Annotated in this window: 21 protein-coding genes; 5 read left to right on the top strand and 16 right to left on the bottom strand. The window is 54.5% G+C overall.

The genetic code is table 11. The features are described from left to right. Positions 1 to 484: 484 nt before the first annotated feature. Complete coding sequence (locus tag WKJ03_RS17805; protein WP_337843594.1) at positions 485 to 1,600, top strand: AAA family ATPase; 1,116 nt, start codon at positions 485 to 487, stop codon at positions 1,598 to 1,600. Between the two features lie 9 nt (positions 1,601 to 1,609). After that, positions 1,610 to 2,518: a ParB/RepB/Spo0J family partition protein gene (locus WKJ03_RS17800; RefSeq protein ID WP_337843593.1), complete on the top strand. Its 909-nt coding sequence runs from the start codon at positions 1,610 to 1,612 to the stop codon at positions 2,516 to 2,518. A gap of 24 nt (positions 2,519 to 2,542) precedes the next feature. Here WKJ03_RS17800 and WKJ03_RS17795 read toward each other — a convergent pair whose 3' ends face one another. The 3 genes from WKJ03_RS17795 to WKJ03_RS17785 form a co-directional block, all read right to left on the bottom strand. Next, positions 2,543 to 3,142, bottom strand: coding sequence for a hypothetical protein (locus WKJ03_RS17795; RefSeq protein ID WP_337843592.1), 600 nt, complete (start codon positions 3,140 to 3,142; stop codon positions 2,543 to 2,545). Beyond that, on the bottom strand, positions 3,139 to 3,444 hold the full coding sequence (locus WKJ03_RS17790) for a hypothetical protein (RefSeq protein WP_337843591.1): 306 nt from the start codon (positions 3,442 to 3,444) through the stop codon (positions 3,139 to 3,141). Before WKJ03_RS17790 ends, WKJ03_RS17795 begins: the two co-directional genes overlap by 4 nt. 88 nt (positions 3,445 to 3,532) lie before the next feature. Then, entirely contained in the window at positions 3,533 to 3,820 is a 288-nt protein-coding gene (locus tag WKJ03_RS17785; RefSeq protein WP_337843590.1) for a helix-turn-helix transcriptional regulator, read from the bottom strand. 244 nt (positions 3,821 to 4,064) lie between these two features. On the opposite strand from WKJ03_RS17785, the gene WKJ03_RS17780 reads away from it, so the two are divergent. The 3 genes from WKJ03_RS17780 to WKJ03_RS17770 all read left to right on the top strand — a co-directional run bounded on the left by WKJ03_RS17780 (position 4,065) and on the right by WKJ03_RS17770 (position 5,317). Then, positions 4,065 to 4,250 (top strand): hypothetical protein, encoded by a 186-nt coding sequence (locus tag WKJ03_RS17780; RefSeq protein WP_337843589.1) that lies wholly within the window; start codon positions 4,065 to 4,067, stop codon positions 4,248 to 4,250. A 478-nt stretch (positions 4,251 to 4,728) separates the two neighbouring features. After that, the gene (locus tag WKJ03_RS17775; protein ID WP_337843588.1) at positions 4,729 to 5,073 is read left to right on the top strand and encodes a hypothetical protein; all 345 of its coding nucleotides are present in this window, start codon (positions 4,729 to 4,731) and stop codon (positions 5,071 to 5,073) included. Between the two features lie 10 nt (positions 5,074 to 5,083). After that, positions 5,084 to 5,317: a hypothetical protein gene (locus WKJ03_RS17770; protein WP_337843587.1), complete on the top strand. Its 234-nt coding sequence runs from the start codon at positions 5,084 to 5,086 to the stop codon at positions 5,315 to 5,317. Positions 5,318 to 5,350: 33 nt separating this feature from the next. Here the strand turns inward: WKJ03_RS17770 and WKJ03_RS17765 are convergent, their stop codons facing one another. The 13 genes from WKJ03_RS17765 to WKJ03_RS17705 form a co-directional block, all read right to left on the bottom strand. Then, positions 5,351 to 6,325 (bottom strand): contractile injection system protein, VgrG/Pvc8 family, encoded by a 975-nt coding sequence (locus WKJ03_RS17765; protein WP_337843586.1) that lies wholly within the window; start codon positions 6,323 to 6,325, stop codon positions 5,351 to 5,353. Next, a complete protein-coding gene (locus WKJ03_RS17760; RefSeq protein WP_337843585.1) occupies positions 6,325 to 6,525 on the bottom strand; it encodes a tail protein X in 201 nt (66 codons plus the stop codon). The genes WKJ03_RS17765 and WKJ03_RS17760 overlap by 1 nt, the downstream gene beginning before the upstream one ends. Then, complete coding sequence (locus WKJ03_RS17755; RefSeq protein WP_337843584.1) at positions 6,522 to 7,307, bottom strand: phage tail protein; 786 nt, start codon at positions 7,305 to 7,307, stop codon at positions 6,522 to 6,524. Before WKJ03_RS17755 ends, WKJ03_RS17760 begins: the two co-directional genes overlap by 4 nt. Further along, complete coding sequence (locus tag WKJ03_RS17750; RefSeq protein WP_337843583.1) at positions 7,297 to 10,134, bottom strand: phage tail tape measure protein; 2,838 nt, start codon at positions 10,132 to 10,134, stop codon at positions 7,297 to 7,299. The genes WKJ03_RS17755 and WKJ03_RS17750 overlap by 11 nt, the downstream gene beginning before the upstream one ends. Before the next feature lie 27 nt (positions 10,135 to 10,161). Further along, complete coding sequence (locus WKJ03_RS17745) at positions 10,162 to 10,302, bottom strand: GpE family phage tail protein (RefSeq protein ID WP_337843595.1); 141 nt, start codon at positions 10,300 to 10,302, stop codon at positions 10,162 to 10,164. Positions 10,303 to 10,325: 23 nt separating this feature from the next. After that, on the bottom strand, positions 10,326 to 10,655 hold the full coding sequence (locus WKJ03_RS17740; RefSeq protein WP_337843582.1) for a hypothetical protein: 330 nt from the start codon (positions 10,653 to 10,655) through the stop codon (positions 10,326 to 10,328). Continuing rightward, positions 10,648 to 10,833: a hypothetical protein gene (locus WKJ03_RS17735; RefSeq protein ID WP_337843581.1), complete on the bottom strand. Its 186-nt coding sequence runs from the start codon at positions 10,831 to 10,833 to the stop codon at positions 10,648 to 10,650. Before WKJ03_RS17735 ends, WKJ03_RS17740 begins: the two co-directional genes overlap by 8 nt. After that, positions 10,833 to 11,333: a phage major tail tube protein gene (locus WKJ03_RS17730; protein WP_337843580.1), complete on the bottom strand. Its 501-nt coding sequence runs from the start codon at positions 11,331 to 11,333 to the stop codon at positions 10,833 to 10,835. The genes WKJ03_RS17735 and WKJ03_RS17730 overlap by 1 nt, the downstream gene beginning before the upstream one ends. Further along, positions 11,333 to 12,481 (bottom strand): phage tail sheath subtilisin-like domain-containing protein, encoded by a 1,149-nt coding sequence (locus tag WKJ03_RS17725; protein ID WP_337843579.1) that lies wholly within the window; start codon positions 12,479 to 12,481, stop codon positions 11,333 to 11,335. The genes WKJ03_RS17730 and WKJ03_RS17725 overlap by 1 nt, the downstream gene beginning before the upstream one ends. A 68-nt stretch (positions 12,482 to 12,549) precedes the next feature. Then, positions 12,550 to 13,107, bottom strand: coding sequence for a hypothetical protein (locus WKJ03_RS17720; RefSeq protein WP_337843578.1), 558 nt, complete (start codon positions 13,105 to 13,107; stop codon positions 12,550 to 12,552). A gap of 10 nt (positions 13,108 to 13,117) precedes the next feature. After that, positions 13,118 to 14,560, bottom strand: a complete 1,443-nt coding sequence (locus tag WKJ03_RS17715) for a hypothetical protein (RefSeq protein WP_337843577.1) — start codon at positions 14,558 to 14,560, stop codon at positions 13,118 to 13,120. 287 nt (positions 14,561 to 14,847) lie between these two features. Then, a complete protein-coding gene (locus tag WKJ03_RS17710) occupies positions 14,848 to 15,081 on the bottom strand; it encodes a hypothetical protein (protein ID WP_337843576.1) in 234 nt (77 codons plus the stop codon). Continuing rightward, positions 15,081 to 16,235, bottom strand: a complete 1,155-nt coding sequence (locus tag WKJ03_RS17705; protein ID WP_337843575.1) for a hypothetical protein — start codon at positions 16,233 to 16,235, stop codon at positions 15,081 to 15,083. Before WKJ03_RS17705 ends, WKJ03_RS17710 begins: the two co-directional genes overlap by 1 nt. Positions 16,236 to 16,252 lie beyond the last annotated feature (17 nt).

Genomic DNA, 16,252 nt, shown 5'->3' with positions numbered 1-16,252 from the left:
ACGTTACCCCGTACTAATTTAATACGTATTAAATTAGTACGGGGTAACGTTACCATTTGTCTAACCTGGCTAGTGCTTAGTTGCGCGGTAACGTTTGGCTGTAACAATCCGGCTTTGTTGGTGGTTGCTTCTGTGGTAACATTTTTAATTGGTTAACTTGTCCGCCTGTTCTGGCTGTTGTGATATGAAGTTGTTGTGTGGTCTGCTTTTGTGGGTTACCTGGTTAAATATTGTTAGTTCCGGCAGCACTGCCCTGGTTAGATAAACCCTTATTTATAAAGGCTTGCAAAGGCGGAACCAGCCGGAACCAGCAAAAACACATGTCAGAATAAGGATAATGGGAGGGGATAAGGCTGCGGGGCCACATGCGTTGCCCCGCGCTTTTCTTCCCCCTCTTGGCTAGTCTTGTTTAATTTTTTATTGCTTTTTTCCGTTATTATATTAAAGTGCTTACAGCCTCAAGGCTTAGCAAAGGTAAATTAATATGAAATTACATGAAGACTTAGCCCAGTGTGTCAGCGCTGGCCTAAAAATATTTGACGACGTGGCCCAGCGCCAGTTCGGTGACTTGTCAGTTACTGCCAGGAAGGTGCAACGCACCTGGGGGCTGTTACAGACGGCAGAGCTGGCAGGCGTTAGCCATACAGCCATTATCAACGCAGAGAAAGAAGGCAAGCTGCCTTACCCGCAAATGACGGCACTAGGTCGGCGCGTTGGTTATACCATTTATGAAATTGACCGCATCCGGCAGCACTTTAAAAGCTACCCAGGGAAAGGCGGCGATATTTGCCCGGTCATTTCTCTGACTGGCGGCAAAGGCGGGTCTAAAAAAACATCGACCGCGGTACACCTGGCGCAAACAATGGCCATCAGGGGCTATAAAACGCTGTTGGTGGATATTGACCAGCAGGGCCATGCTTCCATGTATATGGGCTATATACCGAACAAGGATATATCCGACGACGAAACGGTGCTGCCCTGGATGCTGGGGAAAGCGCAAGACCTGCGCTATGCAATCAAGCCGACGGTATGGCCAGGCCTGGACGTCATACCGGCCAGCCTGGGCCTGCAGCGCCTTGAACGTGAAATGCCAGACGCTGATCTGCCTTTTGACGATCACATGATGCTGCGGGCGGGCCTGGAAACCGTCATGGCTGATTATGACTGTATCTTTGTTGACTGCCACCCTGACTTAGGCCTGGCCACTATCAACGTGATGGCCGCCAGCGACTTGATCATGGTGACCACGCCAACAGCTCTTTATGATTTTATGTCGTCTATCCAATTCATGGGCGCGGCCTCTGACCTGTTCCGCGAACTGGATATGGACGATTACGAACCAGTGGTGAAAATTCTTTTGACGATGGTTGTTCAACGGGAGGCCAGCCAGAATATTGTCGCAAAACTGCGGGATGGTTACGGCGCCAGGGTGATGGAATCCGAAGTGCTGGAAACTGACGAAGTGCGAAAAGGTCAGGAAAAAATGCGAACCATTTTTGAGCAGTCGAAGGACGAACGCAGCAGCCCGGCAACGCATAAAAGGGCTGCCACCATGTACGAAAGCCTTGCCGATGAAATTATGGCACTGACAGGAATTTAAGGGGGAACGATGAACAATAACACCGAAGCGCTGACCAGTTCTGTGACTATGGCAAGCGTCCGCCGCCGTGTCGAACAAAAAGCAGACGCCCTTTTTGTGGTCGTAGCAGGCAAGAAAATCCCAGCCAGGCGGGTGGTTATTCCACACGCTGAAATTGAAGAAAAGACCTTTGTCTTTAATGACAACGAACGGATCCAGCGTTTTTTAAACCCTAAAGCCGTGGCCGACATACTGCCAAGCATAACAGAAAGCGGGATTGACAAAGACGCGACCGCCAGGGAAAACAACGGGCGCTTTGAAGTGGCCGACGGTTCCAGGCGGCGTTATACCGCCATCCTGGCGGGCCAGGATTACCCCATGCTGGTGGCTGACCTGACGGACGAACAGATGCTGCAGGCGTCCAGGACTGGCAACAACTACAAGACAACAAGCGAATACGAAAAGGGCCACACGCACCAGACCGAACTGCTGACCATGAACGTGTCCCAGTGCGCGGAAAAAAACAACGTCCACCGGAACATTATCACCAGGCGCGTTAAAACCGCGTCACTGCCGGACAACCTGGTGGCCTGCTTCCCAACGCTTAACGACTTAAGCGCCAGAATGGGCGCTGATATTTATGATCTGATATTTGCGGACAAAGACGTGCTGCGCCCTGGTGCGACCGCGGCCATTGCCAAAGTTGAAGCGGAAAAGCAGGAACGGGAGCTGGAGCCGGACGACGTGCTGGCCATCATTAAAGACGCAATGACACAGCCGAAGCCAGGCGGCAAAGTCGAGCCAGAAGCCATTACCCCGAACGTGAAAATAAAGCACGACGCCGACAAAGGGACCGCCACTTTTCAGATGAAAAATGCAGACCCTGGGCTGGTGGAGGAAATAAAAAAACTGGTGCTTTCCTGGGAAGGGAAACAATAAAAAAAGGGGCCGACTGGCCCCTTTTTACATTTTTACAAAGTGGATTTCTTTGCGGGTTGACTGCAGGGTCAGCGTGAACAGCACGACCAGCAGCACGTTATTTAAAAACATCTTGATCCCGGTGAAGTTGTTAAACACCCACCGCGCATTCTCGTAAAAATACTGGATCACGTCCTGGGGTATCTCAACCAGGAAACTGAACATTTCCAGGTGACGCAGCACATGTTCGATAAAACCAGCCGCGGCCAGTATCGCCCCCAGCACAAAAATAGCCGACGCGATAAAGTCCTGCATTGTGTACTTAGCGGACGCTATACCCAGGCGGTTTCTGAACACCGGCACCCGAAAAAGCAGGGCTGCAGCGGTGGCGGTATCAATGGCCATATAATAAAAAAATGCAAAGTATGCGTTTAAATACGTGGCCTTTTGCGCCCATATATCGACCAGGTGAAACAGTAAAATCAGGGCGCAGATGCCCACGGTATTGGGCGAACGGTAGCTGACCAGGGCCGTGTAACAGATGGCCGCAATTACCAGGGCATGTTCACCGGCTGGGCTAAGTTCTGGCCAGAAAATACGCGCTGAAATAAACAGCGCGTACACCAGGAAATTGACCAGGGTCATGCCTTAATCGGCAGGTTGCCGCCTGACTGCAGGCTGGCTTCTTCGGTCAGCGGCTTAATAGGCAAATTGCCACCTGATAACGGCTGAACCACTGCAGTGTCGCCCACCACAGGATCAACTGGCAGATTGCCACCTGATAACGGTTGCACAGTGTCTTCGGCCAGCTTCGCAGTGGCTTCCTGGCTAATCGTTACCTGGTCGGAAGTGGTGGCCAGGCTGGCGCCTGCTGGCTCGGTCTTTTGCACTGCTGGCGCCTGGTTAATTGGGGCCTGAATAGCTGGGGTCTTTGTATCAATTTTCATCGTGTTTTACCTCGTATTTGTTGGGCGCTAATGATACCTTAAAACGGCACAATCAGCGACGCAAAAAGGCAAGCAAAAGCTATAATAATCAAAGTTTTGCAGACTTTTCCTTTGCTACGCCCCCACCTAGCTTTTTTATTGTTTTTGTTATCTGTTTTGTAACAAAATCAAGGCTGATTTTTCCCTTAAATACCCCTATGCAGATCATTATGTACTGTTCGTAATCAGGCGAACCACCGCGCCCATTTTTCCAGCGCCCGTAAGTGTCCTCACTGACCCCGGCCCAGGTGGCCATCTGTTTGTCTGACGCATTGGCTTGCGCCTGCAGCTCTATCAATATATCCGGCGTAATGAGCGGATCTCGTTTTGTTCTCACTAATATCAATCCCGAAAGTTAACTGCACACAGGCCGGGCGCCGGTCATGCGGTTTTACCGTCTTCTTACCAGCTGGCCTTGTTGTGTGCGAATAAAGCGACGTGGCTTGTAAGACATATCTCACAAACTGTAACTTTTTGTAAGTCCTGATTATTCGCGCTGTTCCTGGCGAAAAAAAACACGGCATTTTTGCCGGTCCGATGTGTGCATAATCGGGGCAAGCTGATTGTACAAGGAATAGGAAATGGATATAAAGCGACAAATTTTGATCGGTCAGATCGAAATGTTAGTAAATGGATTACAGCCGGGTGAAGTGATTAGCACCGAACTGGCAATGGCGGCAGCCGATGTTCTATCAAGGGCGTGTAATGAATTGAAAATGGAACAGCCAGCCAGCGGATTGCTTACCCTGGTTTCAAAGTCAAGTTAAAACCCCGGCAGTGTCAGACCACCGGGGGGCCACAACTAATAAGCAAAGGTAATTCAGCGCGGCCAGCATTAAGTTTACCACCCACAGCCGCCAAAAAGTAAGCCTGCACCTAGCGGGCTTTTTTTTGCTTAAACGGTAAATAATTGCTTTACTTTGGTAATCTATTGGTTTACTATAGCTGCATGTTTAAGGTTGAACTATCTAAACAGGCAGACAAGGCACTGCGGAAAATGCCAAGGCCAGAGGCCGAAAGGATAGCCAAAAGGCTTTACCAGTTAGCGGAAAACCCCGACACCGCAACAGACGTTAAAGCACTATCCGGTCGAACTGGGGAATACAGGTTAAGGGTTGGGGATTGGAGAATAATTTACAGAATAGTCAGGGATAAGCTTCAAATTCAAATCGTAAAAATAGGCCCACGGGGCGACGTCTACAAACACTAAACAAGCCGGGGAAACCCGGCTAAGGAATGCAGAAAATGACAACTAGCGCGACCGTAACCATTCCACTGCAGGAACTGGACGCCATGCGCGGCCAAATAGCCCAGCTGGAAAAGCAGCTGGAAGGCGAAGTATACCTGCCCCTGGAAGTGACCATGGCCAGGGTGTCCGGCGCGGGCTGCCTGGCGGCCTGGATCGAGTACAAGAATATTAACAACGTCGAGCTGGCCAGCCGCACCGGCTTTACAAAGCAATACATTGGCACCCTTAGCAAAATGCAATCACTGAACGACCTGAAATATTCGACGGTGGTTACCCTGGCAAAAGGCCTGGGCGTGAAGCCTGCCGCCCTGCTGGACGACGACGAAGACGAAACGGAATAAGGCGGAAAAGATGAACGACGACCAGCTGCGAAAAGCATTAGCGGAAGGGATAGCCAAGGCAAACGCCAATAAGGCTTTATGGATCGCCAAGGTGCCAGGCGGTTACGTGGGAAGACATATCAGGACGGTGAAAAGCAGGCAATCAGCCTTAAGGATGGTTACAGACGACCTGGAAATGTGGGCAAAATCGACCCTGGTCGAGCGGGCCAGCATCGAGCTGGTGCAAGTGCGGAAAGCCAGCTAAACGGGGCCGCCTGGCCCCGCCTCTTTGCTCCTATCAAGCGGCGGTTATATTCATCGAATAGCCGCGGTCGTTTAAGTTGTGTTGCACCCGTTTGCAGATATAGCGCCCGTCAATTTCAGGGTGTAACGCCTGGACAACCAGCGGGCGTTCTGCGAACACGTCCGCCGAACCAGGCATGGTTAACGTCAGTTCCCTGCCCTGGCGCTGCAGCCTGGACAGCTCCGCTTTTGCCGCGGCCCTGGCTTCGGCTTCGGTCGGGAACGGGGTGTGCAGTGTTTTCCCTGGCAAAGTGTCGTCACCTTCCAGGACTTCCACCCGCTTGGCCTCTGCATCTTTGCGCCAGTACGCTTTAACGTGGCCAAATTCGCTACGCTCTGCAGCCCCATAGCGATAATTGGTTATTTCATTACCCTGCACCACCTTTTCCGGCAATTCCTTCCCTGTGGCCGTTCTGGCTGCGCTCTGCAGGGTAAAAAGCAGGTCGTTTGCCACTGGCTTGGCCACAGCGTCATATTGACGGGCCAGCCGGGTTAAAAAGTGCAGATCGCTTTCGTCGGTCTGGTCAATGTGTTTGATCGCCTGCTTTCCCAGGCTTTCGTCCATGTGCAGCGTCAGACCGTGGTCGCCTGCAATGATGCCCACAATGTCGCCCAGCGTCTTACCGGAAAAGCTGCGCGTCTTATACCCCTTAAGCGACGCGGTAAAGTCTGCAGCCCTGCCGGTAACCTCTACCTGGTGCGGTGGCCCTGAATAACAAACGTCGTCCACTACAAACCGCCCGACGTCGTGCAGTTCTGGACGCTGGCCTGGCTTCTGATAGCCAAGCCGGACCCGTAGCTTTACCCCCTTTTTAATGTTCGTGATCTGCTTCTTAGCGTCCGCAAGCGTGATCCGAACCGTGTCGGATTTCTCGCCCGCTTCATCTGTGACCGTCAGGGAATTGAACCCGGTCATAAACCTGTCGGTCACGTCCTGGCCGTCTGCTTCTATGGCAAAAATGGGTTTCATCAGTCAAACAACGTAATAGTGACCGGCGCTTTGACCGGCGCCGGTGGCAGGTTAATAATAATCCCGGACGGGAAAACCGGACCTTTTGACGACAGGCCACGGTTAGCCTGCAGTACAAATTCGGTCAGGCCTTCCCGCCCGTAGTGGTTAAAACAAATTTCGTCCAGGACGTCGCCCTGCTTCGTTCTGTATTCCGTCAAAATAACCCCCCTATGGTGTCCACTAGCTGGTCGGCCAGGCCTGCATAATCTTTTCCGACCCCCAGCTGGTTGGCCAGGGTTTGGAACACGTCACCAAAGCCAGCGCTGGCCGCTTGCGTGGCCGCGTCGTTACCTAACAGCTGCTGTATAAGCGTGATCTGTGAACTGGTGTCGAAGTTCTTAGACACGCTTTTTATGTCGCCCAGCAGGTTGGCCATAGGCCGCAGGTTTCCGGTGCCGTCGTAAAGGTCAATGCCAAGCGATTTAAAGGCGTTTTCAATTCCCGCCTGGGGAAGTTCCAGCCGGTTGGTGATCAGCTTCAGCGTGGACGTTATGGCATTCGTTCCGCCGTTTAACTGGTTGGCAATGTCCGGGCTAATCGTCGCCGTTTCAGCCGGGCCGTAATAGCTAAGCTTTAGGCTAAATTCGATTTTCCGGGGCGCTCCATTGCCCAGGAAAATGCTGCCGGTTTCGCTGATAGACTCGATCACCCACAGGCCCAAAATTGAGCCGGTGCCGGTGACCAGCAGCAAGGGTTCCCCCTTGCCTGCCTCGTCTTCCATTTTTTTCATCTGGTCAAAGCCGCCCTTATATCGGGGGTAAATAACCCCCGGCAGGGTAATTTCCTTTGAACCAGGCCCCACATACTGCAGCTGGGCATGTTGGCCAATCCGTTGCTGGCTTGGCCACAAGTAAGCTGTCGTTTTCTGGAATTGCTGATAAGCCGCCGTTTCCAGGGAAAAGCGATATTTCCCCAGGCCCAGCATTACTTTAGAAGTCATAAAGCATTCCGTTTTGATTGCGTTGTGATTCAGCCATTAAGCTTTCCAGCTGGCGCCGGACCTCCTGGCCTATGTCCTGGGTTGATTGTCCTGGCGCAGCCTGGACCGTGATCTGAACCCCGCCCATATCAACCACCGACTGACGGCTGACCGGGGCCAGCTGCGAACCTAAGCCCACAGGGGCCAGGCTTGCCGGTTGGCTGCTGTCGCTTCGCGGGCTACCTGACGCAGGCACCAGGCCGGTGTCAGCGGCTATCTGGTTCACGTCATTGGACACCCTGGAAAGCTCTGCCAGCGCAGGGGCTTCCGGCGGCTGGAAAGCAAGCGGGGTTACAGGTGCAGCGGGTAGCTTCGGATCCGCAAGCAAAGACGGCGGTTTAACCTGGCTAACACCTGGCGGCGTTGCCTGGCGCGTCACCGTTTCCACCTTGTTGACCTGGGCTGTCACTTCGGCTTCGTCTTCACCGAACAAACTGTGCCAGACCTCCCGCGCTTTGCTCAGGCCTCCAATAAGCTGGCGAACCGGCCACAGCAAAGCATTAATTGCCTTGCCTATGACTTCGCCCACCTTGTAACCAGTGCCACTTAAGGCGGCCAGTTCTTCGCTGGTGGACGTGACCGGCGTCAGAAACGCGCTGAACACTTCGGCAATTTTCGACCCCACCCAGCTGAACATGTCCCAGATCCCTGAAACGATAGGCTTTAACGGGGCCAGCGCTTCAAATACCGGCGCCAGGCCCGCCACGAATCCGTCCCAGAATCCAATCATTAACGCTTTGAGCGGTTCAAAGTATTTGTAAATCAGGATCCCCAGGACCGCGATTAGCGCCAGGACTGCAGCCACGATCAACACAATGGGGTTAGCCAGCAAGGCCATATTCAGGCCCATGGTGGCGCCCCTGGTGGCGGCCAGTTTTATGCTTAGCAGCTCAGCTGCAGCGGAAAACTTCGTAAACCCGAAACTGCTGATCGCTATCAGGGAATTAAACCCGGCAATGGTGAACATCAGCGGCACCATGATGGCCGCTATGACGCCAAGGCCAGCCCCGGCCATCATCAGCGTTTTTGCAAGCTCTGGGTTTCGCTTCGTCCAGTCTTCCACCCGCCGGGTAATATCCGTTGCTTTTCGCCCCAGCTCGACCAGGGTCGGCAGCAACAGGTTGCCCATGGTGATCTGCAGACTTTCGACGGTTGACTGGAATTCTTTGTAACCCCCGCTGGCGTTGTCGCCCATCTGCTTGGCCACGCGGGCGGCCTCGCCTGACGACTCCTTTAAAATCTTGGTAAATTGCGTTATACCGGCAGCGCCTTGCTGTTTGACCAGCTCCGCAACACCTGCCGCGGGTTCTTCTCCGAAAATATCCTTAAAGGCCCCTAGCCGGTCACTGGATCCCATCTTTTCAGACGCCAGGGCAACGTCTTCCAAAATCTCCAGGACGCCGCGCATATTCCCGGCGCTGTCCTTGGTTTCAATGCCCAGGTTTTTAAGCTGCTTCGCTGCCGCGCCAGTTGGTGACGCAAGCCGCTGAACAACAGCCCTTAACGTTGTACCGGCCTGACTGGCCTTAATACCGACGTTAGACAGTAAGCCCGCCATGGCTGCAGTCTCCTGCAGTGACAAGCCAGCTTCCCGACCGATAGGCGCTACATATTTCATGGTATCGCCCAGCATCACCAGGTTAGTGTTTGCCCTGGTGGTGACGGCGGTCAGGACGTCGGCCACTTCCTGCATTCTGTCGGGGCTTAATCCAAACCCGCTTAAAATGTCGCTGGAAATGTCTGCCGTGGCGCCCAAGTCCGTGGCGGTGGCTTTGGCCAGGTCTAAGACGCCAGGCATGGCCGCCATGATCTGATTAACCTGAAAGCCAGCCATTGCCAGGTACTGCATACCCTGGCCCGCTTCGCTGGCGCTAAACTGAGTCCTGGCGCCAAGCTCCCGCGCCTGGGCTGTCAGCATGGCCTGCTGTTCGGTTGTCGCTCTCGATACAGCGCCCACCTTGTCCATTTGTTCTTCAAACGACGCAGCCACCGCTATGGGGCCAGTAAACGCCTGCTTGATATTCTGCGCCGCCTGGCTGGCTCCGAAGCCGACAACGGTCGCAGAGGCTGAAAGCTGCATTCTGTCCTGGTAACGCTGCCTGGCGTCACTTACCGACTTTTCAGCCGCAGCCACCCGTTTAAGCATGGCTGTCTGTTGGTCCAGCGCCTGGTTAAGCTGTTCGGTCTTCCGGCGGGTTTCGGCTTGCTTCTCTCCCATGTTCTGGGTCGAATTACCAGTGGCCGTTAAGCTCTGCCGCAGCTGCTGCAGTTCGTCCCGTTCCTTGGTCTGGGCCGCTTCCAGTTGGTTGGTTTGCGCCGTCGTCCTGGCCAGCTCCCGCGTCAGGTTTCGCTGCTCAGTGGCGGCGCCCCTGGATTCCCTGCCCAGGCGGTTGGCCTCGGCTTGGGCCTCTTTAAAGGCCAGCTTTAACGACTCGCTGGAACCGTCCGCCTTGTCCATTTCTAAGGCCAGTTGCATGACCTTTAACTGGGCGTCTTTGTGGGCCTGGCCTAAGCTCTTGGTCTTTTGCTTCGCCTGCTCTATCTCACCCGACAGGCTGGCCGCTTTGGCCTGTTGCTCCTGCAGGGCTGCAGCTGTCTTTTTACTCTGGGCGGTCAGGTCACGAAAAGCGGTAAACTGGTTCCCCTGGGCGTCCAGCTGTTTAAGCTGGCGCTGGGTGGCTTCGATTTTTTCCAGCAGTGGCGTGGCGGCCCCAGCTATGTTTTTTAGCGGTTTGGTTACCCGCTCAATGGCCGTTATGCGGGCCTGTAACGATAACTGCTTGTTCACGAAAACCCCTAAAACGAAAAAAGCCCGCTAGGTGCGGGCTTCTGAGTTCAGTTTTTTGTGCCGGTCGATGGCGATTGAATGCCAGCGAACCAGGTCTGGGATCGACATGTTGGCCATTTCAGACGGGGGCCAGTGGAAGACTGCGGCAATGTCGCCCCAGACTTCCATCACGTCGTCCACCTGCAGTTCGCCTACAGCGCGAAAAAACCCGACACCTGCAGGCCGATGCTAAACATGTCTTTAGGCTCCAGGTTCAAAAAGTCATGCTTAGTAAAGCCATTCATAGCAATGCGAGGCACCACCAGTTCCAGGCTTACCGTGTCCATGTTGATCAGGTCCAGCAGCTTAATGCCGCGCAGGTCTGACGCTGACGGGTGGCGCAGCGGAATGTGATCCATGCCGCGCACCGGCTTGCTTAAATCGACCACAGCAGCGGCACCCTGGGCCATCAGACGGTCCAGGCGTGTTTCCGCTGCTTCTTTCAGGTCTTCTTTTACTTCTGTTGCTACTTCATTAGCCATTCTGTTTTACCTTCGCTTTTGTTTCGGTTGTCTTTGCGATTTTGCCACCGGCCAGCAAGTGGGCCGCGGCGCGTTCTGTCAGGCTGACCGTTCCGTCAGCCACCATTTTTCCGTCCAGGGGGAACGGCTTTAACACTTTGTAATCCTGCTTAACAGGTTGCTTTTGCTTCGTGCTCATTAGCCGATAATCCTTGCAACGTCTGATAAAACATCTTCCCCGTTAATGCGACGGGTCAGGGCTTCAATGTCAACGTGGATCGCTTCGTCGCCGTCAATGGTCAGCGTGTAACGCTTCATTGAAATGCTGATCGAAATCTCCGCCAGGCTGCCGCTTTTCGCGGTGCCCTGATCAATTTCCTTCCAGGTGCCCGTCATGTTATGCACGACCGGGATCACCTTGCCGTCGTCCTGGTAAGCGCCGCGCACCGAAACGGTGATCTGCTTACCTGGTGCCAGGCCAAAATGCCGCAACAGGTCTTTATCAAACCGGCTGACTTTAAAGCTGGCTTCCAGCTTTTCCATGCCGGTTTCCAGCTCTATGGGCGCATCCATACCGCCGCCCCGGTAATCTTCCGTTTGCAGGGCGATTTTAGGCGGTGAAAACTCGGTGATTTCGTTCACGTAACGGTTACCGTCCGCGAACAGGGACATGGCCCGTAATGCTTGAGCTAATGACATTAAACAATCTCCGCTAAGTAGTTATTGACCAGGTGGGCGCGGAACTGCAGCTTTTGGGCTGGGCTGAATGCGCTGAAATCGTAATCAATGTAAACGTTACCGGCCTGGATCTCGCTGGCTGTGTTCAGCTCAGGGTCTGCCCATGCCTGACCGCCCGCGATTACGCCCTGGGCTTTTAAAGTGGCAATAAAGTTGTTAACGCTGCCCACAACGTCTTCCAGGTAAGTGCTGGTAATGTTGCGGTCAATCGCCCACATGTGCGCGTCCACGATGCTGGCCGCTATGATGTCGTTAATAATCACGACGTTTTTAAACTTCCACTTGGGATCGTCCGACAGGGTTTCATTACCCCAGACCCGGAAGCCGTTGCGGCGAATGGTCGTGGTGACCTGGCCACCGTTCAGCACTTCGGCGTCGGTCGCAGGGTTGCCCAGCTCAAAACTAACCGGGCGGGTTGTGCCCACGATGCCGCGGATCTCCTGGTTAGAGTTGGAATGATGCGGGCCTTTCTCGTTGTGAATTCGGGCCATTACGCCAGCCATTCGGGACGATGGCGCCACAACAATGTCCTGGGCGGTTTCGACGTCGAACACCACATGCCAAGGGTCGCAAACTTCGCCGCGCCGGCTGCCGAATTCTCCGCGGTATGCCAGGGCCGCCGCGTTGGTCGTGTCCGGGCCATCCAGGAAGAAATAACCGCCCATCTTGTCCGCTGCAGCGGCCAGGGCGTCGCCAACTGATTTCTGGTTAGAGAAAGCCGGGGCAATCAAAATGCGCGGTTTCAGGCCGGTGATAGACTCCGAGGCGCGCAGCGCTTCCAGGCCTGTGGGGATGCCATCAACGCCCACTTTGCCAATGACGTTGGCCATGGTTTCTTCTGGTGTTGCGCCTTCGGCCACAACAACAACGATCACCAGGGCGCCGAACTGGTCCAGAATGCCGTCCATTGCCGTGGGCAACGTGCCGGTGGTGCCAAGCGCTGCAGCTGCCGTTCTGGAACCCAGAATGGCCACCGGCGTGTTTAAGGGAAATTTGGTGGCGTCTGCCTCCGGGGCGGTGCCCACCAGGCCGATAATGCCAGTTGTTGCCATTTGAACCGGGCGGGTGCCTCCGTCAATTTCAACAAATTCAATGCCGTGTTTAATCATTTTTTCCTTTCTCAGAAATGAAAAAGCCCCGCACAAGGCAGGGCTTTCAGGTGGTTAAAGTGGTTAGATTAAGCGGCTGGCCGCTTGGCTTTAAACTCCAGGCCAGAAAATGCAAAACGGTTTTCTGGCTCGGCTATGTGCATGTTTACCTGGTCTTTATCAATCCGCCACACGCCAGGCGTCGGAAAGGTCACTTCTGCAGTGGCTTTGCCTTCGACAAAAACCACGTCGATAACTTCCATTGACGTGCCGAACAGGCCAGGAATGGGCAGCGTGTAAGTTTGGTTTAACGGGGTCAAACCGCCTTCACCGTCCGGGATATGCGTCAACAGGTTGCCCCTGCCGTCCTGCACTTCCACGTCCACTTCCAGGGCTTCCCCAAAGTTGAACGTTAACAGGTTGAACGGCGCCTGGATTTCTACCGCTTCACCGCTGGCCTTTAGCCTGGCGGCGGTAGCAACAAGCGTTAACTGAAACGCCTTTTCTGGCTCAGTCGGCAGAGTGGCGATAAAGGCCGCGGCTTCTTCTTCGCCTTCCCACGGCTCCCCAGTGTTCGGGTTAATTGGGTTTAACGCGCCGCCAAAAAAGACGGCGTTCTGACCAGCATCGTAATAGGGTAATCGCATAATTTATTCCTTACGGTCCCATGTATTTTTTAAGCGAATCGGCAAAGGATTCCAAACGACAAACCCCTGTGTAATATGCGTCGCCAACATAAGCAGCTTGCGCCTGATACCACACGCCATCGAATGGGTTGTAATACGGGATCCCCGCAGTAATCACCCCACGGCTTGATCCTTCTTCACGCACCTGTAAAAGCTGCTGCGCTTCGGCCAGCTTTTCCTTGGTAACCAGGTTCGTTAACACCGTTCTTTGTTTAATCGCTGTCCAGTAGGACAAAGTGGTGACAGTTGCGTTGTAATCACGCAATTGACCGGGCACCACCTCGTAAAATGACTCACGATAAACCGGTGCCAGCTTTCTGGTCGCAACGTCCCATAAATACTGCTGCGAAACTGCATAACCGCTTGACGTACCATAATTGACGTGCGGGTCAACCGTGCCCCAGATGCTGCAAAGGTGACCGACTGGCGAACTGCCGGTGGTCGTGGATGATCCCGCCGCTTGCGACGGTCGGCTGCGGGCTTGCATGTTACCGGCTAAGGTGTCGTAACTGTTTTCAGTGCTTGATTTAGCCTTGTTCGGTCCGTCCGTATCAGAGCGCATAGGCGAATAAAGCGTGTCGCCTGTCATGCTCAGGAACGGGACTAAAAACATGTCTGGCTGTGCATCGACCCAGGTCTGGGCCTGGGCGTCCGTGCCAAAGGTTGGCACCCCAGGACTGACCCAGCCATTGCTGTACAGCTCCCACACGTTACCGTCCTGGATCACCACCAGACAGTTTTTCACGTTGTTGTAAAAAGCACACTCAAAGTAATTGTAACTGGTCCGGTAATCGATCCCCAGGGTCGAGGCTTTGCGCCCGTATTTGTCTTTGACATTGGCGTTATGATAGTGGCCGGTGACCACCCCATAAGTGCTGTCATAAAACAGGCCGATACCTCGGAACTTATCCGCCGCAATAGTTGCCGACGAAAAATCACTAATCAACGGGCAAAATTTAATGTCAGCTGGATTTAAAGAGCTGGCCAAAGGTAAAAACGCCCCTGCTGGATCCGCCGCAAAACGCTGGCTCCATAATGTGCGGGGCGTGTCAGTGCTGAAAAAGCAATAATTAAGCCGGGTAAAAAGGCCTGTTTTCGGGTCTACATTGGCCGCCTTGCTGTAAAAATTGTGGCACTGATTAAGATTGCCACTTGAACCAGACGCCCGGCCAATCGGCACTGTATGCGCGTACACGTCGCCGTTACTGCAAAAAATCATGTTAGTGACCGGCGGCGCTGTGGTGTATGAGCTATCTTCGAGCATTTCAGCTTCGGGGATAATCATCAGCAAATCCGACATGCTGCCGATCAGGCCGTCTTTGTTCTTCGCGTAGCCGTTTAACGCCGCAGGCACTGACGCCGCAATGTCTAACTGCGCCGCCTTTGCCAATAACGACGCCTCGGCGGTGGTCATGGCATTGACGCCCGCCAGGGTGGAAGCGGCCAGCTGGTCTTTGGCTGCAGCCAGGGCTGTGGTGCCAGTGTCCAGGTGTTCTTCCACCACGGCAACCACGGCTTTTTCCCATGTTTCATTGTCCTGTAAGGCGGACAGGGCCTTTGCTATAAGCAGCTGTTCTTCCGGTGTAAACGGTGTGCCTGACGTCATTTTGTCGGTCAAGTTTTTAACCATGGCTTGAACAGCGGTTGCAATAGTTGGCATTGCATGTTCCCTAAATCAAAAGGGGCCGCAGCCCCTGGTTGTTAAAGTGGCAGCAGGTCTTCGCCCAGCAGAGCGTTTAACCTGGCTTTTCGCAATTTCTCAGCATGGGCGGCCAGCGCGGTGTCCGTCTGCTGATTGTGGTTTTGTGCGGACTCACCGGCGGCGGCCATGTCAGCGTCGATTTTTTCAAACGCTTCTGTAACTCTGCCCAGGTCGTCGGCAAGGTTACCCACGGGCAGCGGGTAACCCTTATTTGCCGTTACCGGGTTGGCCATCAGGTCGTCACTGCCCGCAGGCGGCGAATTCTGGGCCTGGCGGCGGCTGTGCCGGTCAATGTCAGGCGAACCCTTACCGTGGCACTGGTAAAGTCTGCAAGGCTGTAACGACGCTCTAAGCGGCCATTATCCACCGGGGTGCTGCTGTCCAGCTGCAGTTCCGTCCAGGCGCCGTTAACTTGCGCTTCGACTTTGACGCTGGAAAGTGACGGCAGCAGGGCTTCAAACGTCACGGACAAGCTGGCGTTGTTGCCACCAGGGAAAGCATTAGTAACATAAGTTCCGCTGATTGCCTGGTTACCGCTGACCAACTGGACGCCCTGGTGCAGGACTGGACTTAACCAGCTGGTCCCCCGCAGCCGGGCTTTGACTGTCACGTCATTGCTGACGGCAGACGCCAGGTTAAGCGGCAAGTCTTCCTGTGTGACGTACTCTTTGCCCGCCGCATCCGTGACAATAAATTGCACGTCGGTTTCCGCGCTCGGACGCTCTACGCCCGCCATCGGCAGCAGGTCCGTGGCACTGCCCAGGCTGACCACTCCCAGGGGGACGTCTTTCTGGGTTTGCGTGAACTTGGCCGCGAACAGGCGAAAGCGCAAATCTTTGTCCTGGTGCGGTGTCCAGGTCACAGCATTGGACGACGACAGCAGGACGCCCACCTGGTACGGTTGGCGGGTCTGCCATTGGCTTGTATCAGCCGAATACTTGCCCAGCTCCGCAATGGCCAGCTCGTGCGTGGCGTCGTCGGTCAGGAATACCAGGGCATATTCGCGCCCGGCTTCCAGCGCCACCGGCGAAAACGAAAAGCGCGTGGCCGTCGGGGCCAGCTTTAATTCGTCGGCCCGCAGCTCCGATTCGGCAATGATCACCTGGTTAGGAATGCCCAGCGTCGTTTCACGAATTTGACAGCGCAGCGGCTCCACGCCTTTGGTTTTAACCCAGACGTCAACCGCAGCTATCAGCCTGGATTGCTCCAGGGTGAACGTTTGCGCCAGGGGGTCGTAACGCTGCTCGGTGACCGTAGTCACCCGGCGCAGCAATTCGGTGCGGATAGTGTGGCTACCCGTATAGCTGGCTTGCCCGCGGCTGCCGCCTTCACCTTGGAAAATAACGGACTTAGTGCCCGCCGGTACGCCCGCCGGGATGTTAAACACCCCGCGGACAACACCAT

Origin of the sequence: Rheinheimera sp. (genome assembly GCF_037442525.1) — a bacterium.
In the GTDB taxonomy this organism is placed as follows: domain Bacteria; phylum Pseudomonadota; class Gammaproteobacteria; order Enterobacterales; family Alteromonadaceae; genus Pararheinheimera.
Note: the sequence above shows the minus strand (reverse complement) of the source record. Positions and strands in the feature narration are given on the sequence as shown.

Coding starts and splice junctions, on each gene's coding strand:
- WKJ03_RS17725 (WP_337843579.1), bottom strand. CDS start 12,481: ATGATTAAACACGGCATTGAATTTGTTGAAATTGACGGAGGCACCCGC.
- WKJ03_RS17775 (WP_337843588.1), top strand. CDS start 4,729: ATGACAACTAGCGCGACCGTAACCATTCCACTGCAGGAACTGGACGCC.
- WKJ03_RS17745 (WP_337843595.1), bottom strand. CDS start 10,302: ATGGAAGTCTGGGGCGACATTGCCGCAGTCTTCCACTGGCCCCCGTCT.
- WKJ03_RS17740 (WP_337843582.1), bottom strand. CDS start 10,655: ATGGCTAATGAAGTAGCAACAGAAGTAAAAGAAGACCTGAAAGAAGCA.
- WKJ03_RS17765 (WP_337843586.1), bottom strand. CDS start 6,325: ATGAAACCCATTTTTGCCATAGAAGCAGACGGCCAGGACGTGACCGAC.
- WKJ03_RS17805 (WP_337843594.1), top strand. CDS start 485: ATGAAATTACATGAAGACTTAGCCCAGTGTGTCAGCGCTGGCCTAAAA.
- WKJ03_RS17735 (WP_337843581.1), bottom strand. CDS start 10,833: ATGAGCACGAAGCAAAAGCAACCTGTTAAGCAGGATTACAAAGTGTTA.
- WKJ03_RS17770 (WP_337843587.1), top strand. CDS start 5,084: ATGAACGACGACCAGCTGCGAAAAGCATTAGCGGAAGGGATAGCCAAG.
- WKJ03_RS17720 (WP_337843578.1), bottom strand. CDS start 13,107: ATGCGATTACCCTATTACGATGCTGGTCAGAACGCCGTCTTTTTTGGC.
- WKJ03_RS17795 (WP_337843592.1), bottom strand. CDS start 3,142: ATGACCCTGGTCAATTTCCTGGTGTACGCGCTGTTTATTTCAGCGCGT.
- WKJ03_RS17715 (WP_337843577.1), bottom strand. CDS start 14,560: ATGACCACCGCCGAGGCGTCGTTATTGGCAAAGGCGGCGCAGTTAGAC.
- WKJ03_RS17780 (WP_337843589.1), top strand. CDS start 4,065: ATGGATATAAAGCGACAAATTTTGATCGGTCAGATCGAAATGTTAGTA.
- WKJ03_RS17790 (WP_337843591.1), bottom strand. CDS start 3,444: ATGAAAATTGATACAAAGACCCCAGCTATTCAGGCCCCAATTAACCAG.
- WKJ03_RS17710 (WP_337843576.1), bottom strand. CDS start 15,081: ATGGCCAACCCGGTAACGGCAAATAAGGGTTACCCGCTGCCCGTGGGT.
- WKJ03_RS17800 (WP_337843593.1), top strand. CDS start 1,610: ATGAACAATAACACCGAAGCGCTGACCAGTTCTGTGACTATGGCAAGC.
- WKJ03_RS17755 (WP_337843584.1), bottom strand. CDS start 7,307: ATGACTTCTAAAGTAATGCTGGGCCTGGGGAAATATCGCTTTTCCCTG.
- WKJ03_RS17730 (WP_337843580.1), bottom strand. CDS start 11,333: ATGTCATTAGCTCAAGCATTACGGGCCATGTCCCTGTTCGCGGACGGT.